This window comes from Pseudoalteromonas sp. PAB 2.2 (assembly GCF_001938575.1).
GTDB classification, from domain to species: domain Bacteria; phylum Pseudomonadota; class Gammaproteobacteria; order Enterobacterales; family Alteromonadaceae; genus Pseudoalteromonas; species Pseudoalteromonas lipolytica.
In genome coordinates, this window is the sequence record NZ_LYPI01000023.1 from 13577 (window position 1) to 27740 (window position 14164).

The 14164-nt window shown below is 40.3% G+C and carries 15 protein-coding genes; 9 read left to right on the forward strand and 6 right to left on the reverse strand.

Annotation, left to right across the window (positions count from 1 at the left end; genetic code table 11):
- Positions 1–35: 35 nt before the first annotated feature.
- From BWD47_RS18360 to BWD47_RS18370, 3 genes are all read right to left on the reverse strand, one after another.
- Positions 36–1163, reverse strand: coding sequence for a PleD family two-component system response regulator (locus tag BWD47_RS18360; protein WP_036971147.1), 1128 nt, complete (start codon positions 1161–1163; stop codon positions 36–38).
- 19 nt (positions 1164–1182) lie between these two features.
- Complete coding sequence (locus tag BWD47_RS18365) at positions 1183–3132, reverse strand: ATP-binding protein (RefSeq protein ID WP_075594458.1); 1950 nt, start codon at positions 3130–3132, stop codon at positions 1183–1185.
- Positions 3133–3243: 111 nt separating this feature from the next.
- Positions 3244–3756, reverse strand: coding sequence for a GNAT family N-acetyltransferase (locus BWD47_RS18370; RefSeq protein WP_075594459.1), 513 nt, complete (start codon positions 3754–3756; stop codon positions 3244–3246).
- A 111-nt stretch (positions 3757–3867) separates the two neighbouring features.
- Here BWD47_RS18370 and BWD47_RS18375 point away from each other — a divergent pair, with 111 nt between their 5' ends.
- The 6 genes from BWD47_RS18375 (at position 3868) to BWD47_RS18400 (ending at position 9237) form a co-directional block, all read left to right on the forward strand.
- Complete coding sequence (locus BWD47_RS18375) at positions 3868–4407, forward strand: glutathione peroxidase (protein WP_371915649.1); 540 nt, start codon at positions 3868–3870, stop codon at positions 4405–4407.
- A gap of 75 nt (positions 4408–4482) precedes the next feature.
- A complete protein-coding gene (locus BWD47_RS18380) occupies positions 4483–4764 on the forward strand; it encodes a peptidylprolyl isomerase (RefSeq protein WP_036971157.1) in 282 nt (93 codons plus the stop codon).
- A 60-nt stretch (positions 4765–4824) separates the two neighbouring features.
- Complete coding sequence (locus BWD47_RS18385) at positions 4825–5403, forward strand: glutathione S-transferase family protein (RefSeq protein WP_075594460.1); 579 nt, start codon at positions 4825–4827, stop codon at positions 5401–5403.
- 17 nt (positions 5404–5420) lie between these two features.
- Entirely contained in the window at positions 5421–5771 is a 351-nt protein-coding gene (locus BWD47_RS18390; protein ID WP_036971160.1) for a DUF2750 domain-containing protein, read from the forward strand.
- Between the two features lie 105 nt (positions 5772–5876).
- Positions 5877–6554 carry a hypothetical protein gene (locus tag BWD47_RS18395; RefSeq protein WP_065978154.1) on the forward strand — a complete coding sequence of 226 codons (678 nt, stop codon included), beginning with the start codon at positions 5877–5879 and terminating at the stop codon, positions 6552–6554.
- Between the two features lie 112 nt (positions 6555–6666).
- Entirely contained in the window at positions 6667–9237 is a 2571-nt protein-coding gene (locus BWD47_RS18400; protein WP_065978155.1) for a M1 family metallopeptidase, read from the forward strand.
- Between the two features lie 193 nt (positions 9238–9430).
- Here BWD47_RS18400 and BWD47_RS18405 read toward each other — a convergent pair whose 3' ends face one another.
- Together BWD47_RS18405 and BWD47_RS18410 are read right to left on the reverse strand one after the other, a co-directional pair.
- Positions 9431–9796, reverse strand: coding sequence for a hypothetical protein (locus BWD47_RS18405; RefSeq protein ID WP_065978156.1), 366 nt, complete (start codon positions 9794–9796; stop codon positions 9431–9433).
- Between the two features lie 64 nt (positions 9797–9860).
- Positions 9861–10730 carry a hypothetical protein gene (locus BWD47_RS18410; RefSeq protein ID WP_065978157.1) on the reverse strand — a complete coding sequence of 290 codons (870 nt, stop codon included), beginning with the start codon at positions 10728–10730 and terminating at the stop codon, positions 9861–9863.
- A 168-nt stretch (positions 10731–10898) separates the two neighbouring features.
- Here BWD47_RS18410 and BWD47_RS18415 point away from each other — a divergent pair, with 168 nt between their 5' ends.
- Genes BWD47_RS18415 through yjjG form a run of 3 tightly spaced genes read left to right on the forward strand, consistent with a single transcriptional unit; the run spans position 10899 to position 13074 of the window.
- Positions 10899–11798, forward strand: a complete 900-nt coding sequence (locus tag BWD47_RS18415) for a phosphoribulokinase (protein WP_036971173.1) — start codon at positions 10899–10901, stop codon at positions 11796–11798.
- A gap of 49 nt (positions 11799–11847) precedes the next feature.
- A complete protein-coding gene (gene yjjX / locus BWD47_RS18420; protein WP_065978158.1) occupies positions 11848–12387 on the forward strand; it encodes an inosine/xanthosine triphosphatase in 540 nt (179 codons plus the stop codon).
- A 12-nt stretch (positions 12388–12399) separates the two neighbouring features.
- A complete protein-coding gene (gene yjjG / locus BWD47_RS18425) occupies positions 12400–13074 on the forward strand; it encodes a pyrimidine 5'-nucleotidase (RefSeq protein WP_075594461.1) in 675 nt (224 codons plus the stop codon).
- A gap of 114 nt (positions 13075–13188) precedes the next feature.
- On the opposite strand, the gene lpxC is transcribed toward yjjG, so the two are convergent.
- Positions 13189–14100: a UDP-3-O-acyl-N-acetylglucosamine deacetylase gene (gene lpxC / locus BWD47_RS18430; protein WP_036971181.1), complete on the reverse strand. Its 912-nt coding sequence runs from the start codon at positions 14098–14100 to the stop codon at positions 13189–13191.
- Positions 14101–14164: the final 64 nt, after the last annotated feature.

The following is a 14164-nucleotide window of genomic DNA, read 5'->3' on the forward strand; positions in this document are numbered from 1 at the left end:
AGCGCGGCCAGTACCGCGCGTACTCAATGAGTGTGTCATTGCTTTAATAAGACCGATAAATCGTTTTCAATCTCTTTAAATGCGGCCTTTACTCCCTGCACTGACTCTTCACGTGCTACTGAGTTTTGAATGGTTTCATCGACTTTTTGATAAATAAAGATCTCTTGATCTTCGTCTAATCCCATTGTGGGTATTCGTTGTTCCAAATCCTCTTGTAACTGTTTAAACACCGCTTCGTTATTAATACGATTGTCATTCAAAAGCTCTATGAGCCCCTTAAACTTACTGTGTACTTTAGACACTGCGTCATTCAGTTGCTGTTGCTGTTTAACCAGTTCTTTTTTTGTAATTATCGCTTTAAGCTGCTGCTCGGTCACACTCACTAAAAAGCAAATGTGGTCACGAATACGGCCATGTTTATCGGGATCTTGCTCTGGCATATTCAAAATGAGTAAGCTAATCATTTCATAATTTACTAAAATTCGACTCGAAAACTCATGTAAACGGCCTTTGTTTTTAAGCATTTCAAATAGCTCAACAACAATGGGCGAACAAACACCTGACACTGAAAAGTGCTCGAGACCCGATGCTAAGCGAAATTCAACATTACTTTGTAAGTCAAATGCGCTTAAACAATGAAGTAAAGCTTTACCCAACTCTTTTTCATCATCAATTAAACCGATATGCTCGATATAATTAACAATTTGGCCCATTTCACTACTATTAGCCATTGCATTAAAGGCTGTTGACGTGGCGTCTTCCACTTGTTGTTCAAGCATTTCTTTTTCGATCAGTACTTGGTTTAAGTGTTGTAGCTTGAGCTTTAATTCATCATGCCCAAAAGGTTTTACAATATAATCTTCAGCCCCTACAGAATACCCTTCCATACGCTCTTCAACCGTGCCTCTGGCCGACACAAACATAACGATGATTTTTTCAGTATTCGGGTTTTCTTTTAACTTTCGGCATACTTCATAACCACTCATTTGTGGCATGCTAACATCCAGCAAGATAACTTGTGGATCAAACGCTTCAACAACATCTAAACATTCTGGACCGCTGTTGACCATTTTCAGCTCAAAATCGAGTTCTTCGAGGATCTCTTCAATTATTTCTAAGTTAAATGGTTCATCATCGACGGCTAAAATTCGCTTCAAGGCCATGTCTAGTTCTTCCGTTTTGTTAATTAAGCTTCATAGTTTGCTCTTCAGTCGCTAAATGCTGAGGCAAATCTATATTCAAAGGTAATCGCACTAAAATTGTAGCGCCCCCATATTCGTTGCTATGTGCGGAGATAGTGCCTTGATGTAAGCTCACAAACTCCCGACAAATAGCTAACCCAAGGCCTGTGCCTCCTGCGCCACTATTGGTTTTGCTACTTTGTTCAAACTTGGCAAATACTTTTTCAAGTTCACACTCTGGAATACCAATACCACGGTCAACAACCGCTACTTCAGCGATATTATTTTGCACTGATAACTGAATATCTATCTCGCTGAACGGTTCACTGAATTTCAGCGCGTTTCCGAATAAATTGCGCATAATTTGATTGATCTGTTCTTCATCACAATCCAGAACGATATCTTGCCCAGTTTCCAGTAGACGAATCATTATATTTCGCTCAAGTGCTGTGCCAGACACATCATCAATACTGGTTTTTATAATGTTGATCAGATTGTGTTTTTGAGGGTTAAATGGAAACTTGCCAACATCCAATTTAGATAAGTCGAGTAGGTTATTAAGCAGCGATAACAACCGCTCTCCACTTTGCTCTATCCGCGATAAATACTTGTTTAACTTATCTTTATTTAGATCGTCATTCGCAACTTTTTCAAGCCCAAAGCGTGCAAAACTTAAAATAGAATGCATGGGAGTTCTTAACTCATGAGACATATTAGCTAAAAACTCTGATTTACTCAGATTTGCGGCCTCTGCAACGTTTTTAGCATGCTCAAGTTGTGCTGTACGCGCTTTAACTTCTTCTTCTAGCATGTCTTTTGCTTCAAGCAGCAAGTCTTCTTTTTCTTTCAGGTGGGTAACATTTTTAAAGATAACCGCCAACGCAATTTCACCATGGTGATCTATTTCGTTAAACGAGCCTACCAGAGGAACCTCATTGCCGTTTTCTTTAAGCAGTCTTAAGTCACAGCTAAATTGACGATTTTTATTCAGGGTGCTTATTTTATCTTTAATACGGTTTATTGAAGGTGTATCAAAAAAGTCAAACACCGAGCAGTTTTCAAACTCTTTAAGCGGTTTTTCAAATAACAGTTCACAGGCATCATTGGTTTCAATAATTTTACCCGTGCGATCAAACAATATAATCGCATCAGGAGTGTGTTTAAAAATAACCCTTAACAGGCTGTCTTTTTCTATGAGGGCATCAACGGTATTTTGTAAACGCTCAACTAACTCTGCGTTGTGGCGTTTGAGTAGCTCCGTTTGCCATAATTTATGAACCGACTGTAATAGGCTATTATCATCAATGGGCTTAACCAGCACATCTTCCACCCCCTGGCGAATCGCTTCAATCATCGAAACCTGTTCAGGCTTTGAGGTATACAGTAAACAACGGCTGTTAGGCTGCGTCCCTTTTAGCTTGTTAAACAACTCAAGTCCAGTGCCATCTTCAAAGGTAAAGTCGCTTATTAATAAATCAATGCTGTGTTGATTTATTATTTCAATAGCTGAAAGCTTACTCCCAGCTTGAAAGGTTTTGATGTGCGCGCCTTTTAAGTTTTGAGTAATTTTTTCTAATCGTTCTGGGAGATGGTCAACAACCAATACCGTGGGCAGCTTTAAGATGTTGTCACTACCCAGCTCTAACACCCCTTCTAATAAAGTGCTAATTTCTTTGTTTGCAAAAAATGGGTAAATAACCACTGAATTAGGCAGCAAGCGATTGATTTCACTGAAGTGCTCGAGTAAATCACTACGCTGTGCTTTGGGTGCAAGCAATAAAAAATTTTCTTGCGAAAACACCCCACTCAGCTTCTTTATAGTTTCTGTCGGCACACCATGAGAAGCCGCAACTAAATCAAATTCTTGAGTTAAAACAGTGTCATCTATCATCGAAAAGTGCAATAACTCGACTTTACAGCCAATCAGTTCCAATAACACTTTTACGCGCATTGCTAAAACACTATTACTATCGACAATTAATATTCTTCGCACAGTACACTAGGCTCAAATTAATGATAATTACCTAATTAGAGTAGTCGAAAAAAAACAAAGTCACTAAATTTACACTGCTTTTTTTATTACTTTAAGATCTAAGTGCTTACCTAAAATAACGAGGCTATATGCTTTATCATCCATAATTGCAACTTCAGGCAGTTCTCCCCAAACCTGATAATCAAAACGATTAAACAGTTTAATGCTCGGCAGGTTATGACTAAAAATAAACGCTAGCAAAACTTTTATATTAAGCGTTTTGGCATGCTCCTCTGCAAACGAAAGCAACATTTTGCCTAACCCCTGCCCCTGAGCGTTTGAGGTAATATATATACTAATTTCGACTGTGCCATCATACGCTGGACGCCCATAAAAAGATTTATAGCTGAGCCATGCAAGTACTTTCGAGTTTTGCTCATACACAAAAATCGGCCTTTGTTCTGTATGGGCTGCGAACCATGCTTGTCGCTCAGCCACCGTTACCTCTTCGGTATCTGCGGTTACCATACGCCCAGGAATTGTTTCGTTATAAATAGCGACAATCTGTGTTAAGTCGTGTTCTGTTGCTGTTCGAATAGTCATAAATAACTGAAATTAAATGATCACTTTCTCGCATATTAGCGTATATTCATCACAAATAACTAGCAGGAAATCATTATGAATAAATATGCTTTGTTACTCTGTGCAAGCCTTATGTCTACTCATCTTGCAGCAGAATCTCCCCCGTCAATTCAAGACCCAGTCGCAGAAACTCAATGTGATGACTTTACCAATGTAACGCTGCGTAAATTACGCTCAAAAGAAAGTGTTAATCTTTGCGAATTTAAAGGTAAGCCATTGCTCATAGTGAATACCGCAAGTAACTGTGGATTTACGCCACAGTTTGAGGGTTTAGAAGCAATTCATAAAGAATACAAAGACCGTGGTCTCGTTGTTCTTGGTTTCCCTTCTGATGACTTTTTCCAAGAAGAAGATGACGAAAAAGACACCGCAAAAGTATGCTACATTAATTACGGTGTTACCTTTACCATGTTCGCTACCAGCGCGGTGCGTGGTAGTGACGCAAACCCAATTTTTAAGCACCTAAACGAAGCAACAAGTTCACCTAATTGGAACTTTTACAAATATATTGTTTCGGCAGACCGTAAAACGGTTGAGCGTTTTAACAGTAAAACCAAACCAGAATCAAAAGCTATGCGTGACGCGATTGAAGCGCAGTTAGCTGCAAAATAAATTTAACCTTTCGTTCAGCAAATATTGAACTAAACTCATTATTTAATTTAGAAAAACACACAATGGGGAGTTATTATGGCAGTAGCCAGCGCAAGACATATACTCGTAGACAGTGAAGCACAATGTCTAGACCTTAAACAACAAATTGAACAAGGCGCAGACTTTGCAGAACTCGCGCGTACTCACTCAAATTGTCCTTCAGGCCAAGATGGCGGTGCGTTAGGTGAATTTGGTCCGGGCATGATGGTTCCAGAATTCGATAAAGTTGTTTTTTCAGCGCCAATAAATCAAGTGCAAGGGCCTGTGCAAACTCAATTTGGTTATCATCTACTTGAAGTAACTAGCCGAACAGACTAACTTCATAATGAATCGTTAAAAGCCGCTTTCGCGGCTTTTTTTTTGATAGGAAACTAATCTATGAAACTGCTTGGTTCAACAACTTCACCGTATGTCCGCCGGATACGAATTTGGGCACTGAACAATGATATTGCGCTTGAGTTTATTAATTTAGATATTTTTTCACAGCAAGATAGACACACTATGATTGCACACAATCCCGCTCGAAAAATTCCGGTATTAATTGATAATGGTTTTAGTGTATGCGATTCAAACTCAATTATTCGCTACTTATTAGAAAAGTCAGATCAACCTTTATTGAGCTGGCAGCAAGAAAACCTTTTAACCATTATTAACGCCTGCAATGATTCGCTCGTTGAAATGCTACTGTGCCAGCGCTCAGGATTTGATACAAAAGACGATAAATTGTTCTTTAATTTACAAAATGAACGAATTGCTGAAACATTGCGCTATTTAAATAGTCATTTATCTGAGCCTGCATTTAAAAGCTGTGAATACCTCAACATCAGTTTATACTGCTTGCTAGATTGGATTTGCTTTCGTGAATTAACTGATTGGAGTCAACTCGAGAATTTAGCGGACTTTTATCAACAATTCTCAGCAAAAGCAGCTGTAAAACACACAGATCCACGAAATTAATGATAAGGGTTAAGCAAATGAGCGATATCGAAATAGAATCAGAATTAGTTAACTTTGTTGAAAAAGTACGTTTAAACGAGTCTATGTGGGCACTTGGTGCCGAAGATGGTGGTTTTGTTGTGTGTGAATCAAACCAATTTAGCGACACCGACGTGTTGTTGCTATGGGGCACAGAAGACGCTGCAAAAGCACAATGTAAAGACGAGTGGAATGACTATACACCGGTAGAAATTGGTTTAGACGAATTTTTAGATGAGTGGGTTGAAGACTTAAACGAGGATGATGCGCTCGTTGGTCTAAATTGGAACGACGACCAAGTATGCGTCGAAATAGAGCCTGTAGGTCTTGCTAAGGCCCTTTGCGACTAACTATATTGACAGCAAATGGTACTGTGGTTATAGAGTGCCATTTGCTGGAAACTTTACATTTCTCAGGTATACTCTTCAAGACATCTTTATTATCAAGGTATTAGGTTGAAGTCCCATCTCGGTCGTAGGCCCTTTTCGGCCATGGAGTTACATACCCTGTATACTGGTTACATCTTTAGTGATCAGCTTTTGCCCCGTGAACAAGCAAAACACTGGCATTTTTGGCTTCCTCTTTTTGCTTATTATACTGGCGCTTACAGTGATGAAATTGGCCATCTCACCCTTGATGATATTGTCACATTGTCAGATGTGCGTTGCTTTCACTTTCATACCCACGGCAAGATAAAGTCACGCTTTGTGCCGATTCATGATGCCTTATTCGCAGCAGGGCTTGACCCATACCTAGACTTTTTAAAAGCACAAGGGCATACCCGCTTAATGTTTGACTTACCTTCTAAGTCAGGACGTTACAGTGAAAAAGTCCGTATTTGGTTTTCTGGTGAAGGTGAACGAGCTGGTTATCTACAAAAATGTGCCATTCCCAATGTTGATCAACAAGGGATGAAAACGGCTATCAGCAGTTTAAGACTCAACTTTGAACAACAAGTGCGTATTCATGCAATACAAGCTAACAGTAAAGATGCGTTTAACTATTTAATGGGCTTTAAAGAGTTTTCAGGCTCTTTATTTAACGATATGTCGTTGCTTAACGGCATTCTACAAAATGTGAGACAAATTAATCCACAGTTGCACTGGCAACGCTTCATTGAACGCCATCATTAAATTGACAAACTTTGTTACTAACTAATTATTACTGTTCAATTTAAAACCTGATAGCATGGAAGACAGCACTCAAAGTCAGTGCCTTTCTAACAACAAAAAATCAGGGATACTTATGTTCTTAAAAAGCCTATTAACTGTGAGTGTTGCACTTGCGGTTAGCTCAGCCCATGCCAATGAATATGTAATAGAAAAACTAGCAAAACCTAGCTCACAACAGGTGGAGCTGACACTTGATCCTGCGAAAGACACTTTTTCTGGCCACACTGAAATTGCCATCGAAGTACTCAAAGCAACGAACTATATTGAATTAAACGGTATTGATTACGCGGTCAGTATGGCAAAAATTCTAGGTGACGAAAATTGTGACCTAAGTGCAGACATGCTGAAAACAGGCAAAGTAAAATTTTCATGTGATGAAAAAATCCAACCTGGAAAGTATACGCTAACGGTTGATTTTACTGCGCCTTATAACCGCCAAAGTGTGGGCTTATATAAAACGCTTGATCAAGGTACTCCCTATTTATTTACTCAATTTGAAATGAGTGATGCACGCCGTGCCTTCCCTGTTTTTGACGAACCGAGTTATAAAATTCCGTTTCAGTTAACGATTACTGCACCGACAACACAAAAAGTGTACGCCAACACGCCGGTATTAAAAACCACGGTCAATGGCGATATGACAACACACTATTTTGATAAAACGCCTCCTATTCCCTCTTATCTTGTAGCAATGGCGGTCGGTCCTTTTGAAGAGCTAGAAATTAAAGGCATGCCAATTCCTGGCAGAGTATTAACGCCACAAGGTAAGATTCATCTTGCGGATTACGCCAAAGAAAATATGCCTCGCGTTCTCAAAGCACTGGAAGATTACTTTGGTATCCCTTACGTTTATAAAAAATTAGACTCTGTTGCAGTGCCTGAGTTTCCATTCGGTGCAATGGAAAATGCTGGTCTTGTAACTTATCGTGAAGACATTCTATTAGTTGACTTAGCGACCGCGACTCGTAGCAAAAAAGAACGTAATGTATCAATCATTGCACACGAACTTGCACACCAATGGTACGGTAACCTTGTTACCATGAAGTGGTGGAATGATTTATGGCTAAATGAAGCATTTGCAAGCTGGATGGCGGCAAAAATTACAGCACAAATTAATCCTGAATTTGAATCACACTTAAATTTACCACAAAACTATGTGATGGCATTAGATGCACGCTTAAGCACGAAACCCATTCGTAAACCGATTAAAACTGAAGCTGATATCATGGATGGCCTTGGCCTTGCTTACAGTAAAGGGAGCGCGGTACTGTCTATGGTTGAAAACTGGATAGGCGAAGATGCTTTCCAGCAAGGTATTCAAGCCTACTTGAAAAAATTCTCGTATAAAAATGCTGAAGCAGCTGACCTGTGGCAAGCATTAGGTGAAGCTTCAAATAAAGATGTGGCGAGTGTATTAAAGTCATTTATTGAGCAATCCTCTTTTCCACTTATCAAAGTAACCCAAGACGGTAAGAAAATTACCATCAGCCAGAGCCGTTTTGTGAATGCAGGTGTTGAAGCCCCTGCTCAACTGTGGAACGTCCCTGTTGCTATAAAATATGGTGCAGGTGACAAAGTAAAAACAGCTAACTTGCTGCTAAACAAAGAAACACAACAGCTAACACTTGATTTTGAACCTGAGTGGATTTACCCAGATCAAGGAGCTATGGGCTATTACCGTTGGTTACTAGACGATGCGCAGTTTAATGCCCTGCTAGATAACGCAGCTGACAAATTAACAGTCCGTGAGCGTTTGGCACTCCTTTCTGCCGCTGACTCTTTACTTGATGCAGGTGTTATTTCAGCGGCCCGCTTAATGCAAACCCTAGAAACATTTGTGAGCGATGCACACCCACTTGTAGCGAATACAGCATTGGGTTACTTAGCTTCGCAAAAACGTGTTTTTGAAGATGATAGCAACCGCGACTTATGGCCAAAGTTTATCCGTAAGAGCATTGCTCCTGCCGCGAAGCAATATGGCTTAACAGCCAAAGCTGATGAAGATGCTGCAGTATCTCAGCTACGAGCGCAAGTGATCAGCCGACTAGGTTTTGATGGTGAAGATCGCAAAGTCATTGATACGGCTAAAGCACAAGCTGCACTTTACTTAAACAATCCTGAAAATGTTGACCCATATTTAGCCTCAACCTACTTAAACCTTGCAGCTTATCATGGTGATGAAAAACTACTCGCGAAGTACAAAGAAACGTTCAAAACCACAAAAGATCCGCAAGTACGCACAAAAATGCTTGCTGCAATGGGTTATTTTGGTAAACCAGAGCTACAAAAAGCAGTCCTTGAGTACAGCCTAACTGATGAAGTAACGGCCTCAGATATGCGTACTTTATTAGGGGGTCTAAGTTATGGTAAAGAACGCCAAGCGTTGTTCATTGATTGGATTTATAACAACTACGATGCCATCACTAAAAACTTACCGCCATTTTTTGTACCGAACTTACCGTTTTTCACAACGGCAAGTTGTGATGCTCAAAGCTTAGCCACAACAAAAACCTTCTTCACTGATAAAATCTCTGAAGTACCAGGGTATGAGCGCTCACTCAGCAAGCTTGAAGAAAGCGTCAATGACTGCCTTTCGCTTAAAAAGCGCGAGCTGGCCTCGGTGAATAGTTTTCTTAAACGTTAACAGCACAATGTAAAAAAGGGTCACACTGTGACCCTTTTTTATTACCATTACTCTTAACGAGTCCGCACTTATAGCCGTGTCTGTCATTAACTTATAATGCAATTAACCAACTTGCGTTCATTAAAATAGCGACACTATTATTGCGTTAAAATTATTGCGCTAAAATTATTGCGCTAAAATTATTGCGCTAAAATTATTGCGCTAAAATTTTATTAAATTGCTTAATAAACTGTTCTGCCGCTAACACTGAAGTAACTTTAAATGCGAGCCCATAATGAATAGGCTGGGCACTTTTATAAATACGTGTAGGAAAACGTGTCATTTCACTGCTATGGAAATAATCTTTAATGCGAGAGATGCCGTCCAATGCTTCAAAGTCGTCACTAAACACCTCAAAAACAGGCCTAATGACTAATTTAGCCTGCCCGCTTTGTTCATGCACATAAAATGCTTCTTTGGAATTAGCGGGCATAAACTCATTAATATTTTTTATTTTAAAGTTACTACGACAGCCAAGTTTTATCAGTTGTTCCGTAAGTTGTTCTGCAGAGAAAGACAAATGCGCGCCTAATTTAAAACGAGAAGTAGTAGCCACATTACAGTAATCCCTTAAAAAGCGTTACTTATTTATCACAAACAAAGGCAAGTTTTTTATTATGGTAACTCAAACGTGTTATCTTGGTTTCACAATAAGACGTTAAATCTAACCATTGAGAAACCGGCTCTGGATTCATTAAATCTCGCTTATAAACGCGATTATTAATCGCATAAATAACCGTCTGCTCATCCAACAAGGTGAAATCTTGTAATTGTGCCGGTAGACGTAAAATATCTGTTACTTGCTCAAATTGTGGTGTAAAACGCGCCAGCCAATGTTGCTTATCTTTGTGGTAGCTAAATAAGTAGCTATTCGTTTGCGCATCAAAAAGTAAGGTTCGGCCAATGGCATTCGCAACGACCTTCGGTTTAGCAGCTGCAACCGTGGTATATTGTAAGGTATGTGGTTCGCCCAAAATAAACATAACAAGGTCGTTGTCGGCGCCCCATGCATGGTAACCTACAGGCTCAATCCACTCGAAGATACGCGCAGCAGATTGTTCACCCTGCAACGGATATTGCCAGAGCTTTTGCTTACCATCTTCTTCCACAACGATGGCTGATAACGCCTGCTTGTTAGGCATTAATGTGGGTGAATATTCGCTAACAGCAGAGTGCGTTAAATTTGTTGCTTGCTGAGTTGTAAAATTATAGAAATATAAATCTGTTTGCGATTGTCCATCATCGCCAAGCACCTCATGCGTGTAATAAAGCCCCTCATCAATTAAGAACGGTTGGTTATTGTAACTTTTATTATCCGTAATTCTTGTTACCTTCATACCATAAGGGGTCTCAAGATCAGCCAGTAACACTTCGCTTTTAGGCATAGCTGCGTCCGCTTGGCTGCTTAAAAACGTTCCAAATGCGCCAAAAAGGAAAGAGGTAAGTAATCTCATTATGTTCTCTCGTTTTAATTTTTATTGGCTCATGATAGCGTTATTTAATCAGGCAGTCACTTGACCTTACTATGCTCGACCTTTATAACTAGGACGTGTTCGTTTTTTATCAGTTTTTCTGATTGGTAAAAGTAACACTGCACGGCTTAACAAATAACGAGAACAACTATGTCAGCTAAACACCCTATCATCGCAATTACCGGCTCATCTGGCGCTGGCACCACCACCACCACCAATGCCATTAAGCATATTTTTAGAAGCTTAAATATAGATGCGGCCTTTATTGAAGGCGATAGCTTTCATCGTTATACACGACCAGAAATGGATAAAAAAGTGCGAGAAGCACAGCAAGAAGGCAAACATATCAGTTATTTTGGCCGTGAAGCGAATGACTTTGGTGCGCTTGAGCAACTGTTTTATCAATACGGCGAAACAGGCCAAGGTAAAATCAGACGTTACTTACATACCTTTGATGAAGCCGTTCCTTATAATCAGCTACCGGGGACTTTTACACCCTGGCAAGACTTAGAATCGAATACAGATATACTCTTTTATGAAGGCTTACACGGCGGTGCAGTAGACCAAGATCACGATGTTGCAAAGCATGTTGATTTATTGATTGGTATGGTGCCAATTATCAATCTTGAGTGGATCCAAAAACTAATCCGCGACACCTCAGAGCGAGGCCACACGCGTGAAGCGGTAATGGGGTCTATTATTCGTAGTATGGATGACTATATAAACCAAATCACCCCTCAGTTTTCTCGTACTCACATCAATTTCCAGCGCGTACCGACTGTAGACACTTCAAACCCATTTAGTGCAAAAGATATTCCCTCGCTTGATGAAAGCTTTGTGGTTATTCGCTTTAGAGGTATTGAAGATGTGGACTTCCCCTATTACTTACGCATGATAGAAGGCAGCTTTATGTCACGTATCAATACGCTAGTGGTGCCTGGAGGAAAAATGGGCTTAGCCATGGAGCTGGTACTAACACCACTCATTAAAGATATTATTCTAAAAAAACGTGCCCTTGAAAATTTAGCCCCCGTTGACTTGCCGATTTAAATGACTCGGGTACACTGCTGACTCAGCCTGGAATGATGGAGTAGTCAGCTTGAAAACGACATTAAATGTAATAGTGGGATCTAAAAATCCTGTAAAAGTGAATGCTGCTAAACATATTTTTAGCCTTTACTTTCCTGAGCACACCATTCAATGCCAAGGTGTTCACGCACCGTCTGGCGTCCCCGACCAACCTTTAGGTGAAGATGAAACCCGCATAGGGGCAGAAAATCGCGTAAAATACTGCCAAGCGCATTACGAAGCCGATTTCTACACAGCAATGGAAGGTGGCGCAGAGCAATTTAGTTACGGCGCAGCAACGTTTGCATTCGTCGTTATTGCCAATAGCGAACAATTCAGTGTCGGTCGCAGCAGCAACTTACCTTTACCCCCTCCTTTCTTCAAGGCATTACTTGCGGGTAAAGAGTTGGGCGATGTGATGGATGAAGCTTTCAATACCGTCAATATCAAACAGCAAGGTGGTGCAATTGGCTTATTAACCAATCACAATGCAACACGCGAAAGCACCTATATACAAGCGCTTACATTGGCTATGGCACCGTTTTTACACCCTACACTTTATAACCAATAAACTTGGAATATCATGAAGTATACACATGTTTTATTTGATGCCGATGAAACCCTGTTTAGTTTTAACGCATTTGCAGGTCTTAAAGTAATGTTCGCCAATTACGGCGTAGACTTTACAGAGACAGATTATCATGACTATCAATTAACCAATAAACCACTATGGGTTGCCTATCAAAAGCATGAAATTACTGCCAATGAGCTACAGATAACCCGTTTTACCGAATGGGCAAACAAACTCAATGTGCCCGCTCAAACGCTTAATGATGCCTTTTTAGAAGCGATGGCATCTATTTGTGTGCCATTGCCCGGTGCCGTTGAGCTACTCAATAAGCTAAAGCCTCACGCAAGATTGGGTATCATTACCAATGGTTTTGCCAAACTTCAGCAAAAGCGCCTAGAGCATACAGGACTGCAAGACATGTTTGATTGGCTGGTGATTTCTGAGCTAGTGGGTAAAGCCAAACCCGCACCCGAGATTTTTCAACACACTTTTCAGTTAATGGGTAATCCACCGAAAGAACAGATTTTAATGGTGGGTGACACCGCAGCCAGTGACATTCTCGGTGGCCATAATGTTGGCATTGATACCTGCTGGCTTCAGCACCCTGGCGTTGAGTTACCTGAAGGGATTACACCCACCTACCAAATAAATCAGTTATGTGAACTGGAAGCTATTCTTGGTTTATAGCAACTCAAAATGATTAAGTATTTTTGCGGATTGGTAATACAAGTTATGCTTATCGTAAAGCAAAAAAAATGACGCTTTAAAGCGTCATTTTTTATAACTGTAATATGCGTGCGATTAAGCTGTTGCTACTTCAAGGCCTGGTGCTGGCATCGTCACTGGCGTATCGAATGTTGCCCATTCCCATGCTGACTCAGTTGCCATAATTTTACGAAGTAACTTATTGTTTAAATCATGGCCTGACTTATAAGCCGTGATTTTACCTAGAATGTTATGGCCCGTCATAAACATGTCGCCCACACAGTCTAAGATTTTGTGTTTAACAAACTCATCGCTGTAACGTAAGCCGTTTGGATTCAATACTTTAAATTCATCCAAAACAACTGCGTTATCCATGCTACCACCTAAGGCTAGGTTGTTTGCATGCATATATTCAATGTCTTTCATAAAGCCAAAAGTACGCGCACGGCTGATTTCTTCAGTGAAGCTTTGTGCCGTAATATCTAAACCAATACGTTGGCGACTTTCATTGATAGCAGGATGATCAAATGCGATCTCGAAATCGATGTGAAAACCATCGTATGGTTCGATCTCAGCCCATTTATCACCTTCTTCAATACGTACTTTTTCTTTAATACGAATAAAGCGCTTAGCTGCATTTACTTCTTTAATGCCGCCTTTTTGTAACAAGTAAATGAATGGTAATGCACTACCATCCATAATAGGCACTTCTGAGCTGTCTAATTCAACAATTAGATTATCAATACCCATTGCCGCTACCGCAGCAATTAGGTGCTCAGTCGTTGATAAGCGAACACCATCTTTGTTTGTTAAACAGGTACACAATTGCGTATCACCAACGGCTTCAGGTGTTGTTTCAAAATCAACAACCGGATCAAGGTCCACACGACGAAATACTATCCCAGTATTTGCGCTCGCAGGTCGGAGAGTAATAGTGACCTTCTCACCTTTATGAAGTCCAATTCCTATGGCTTTGACTACTTCTGCAATCGTACGCTGTTTAATCATAGGTTCGCTCACTTATAGTTACAGTTAGACGGCGGATTGTATCATAAATACATCCAGCTGCCAA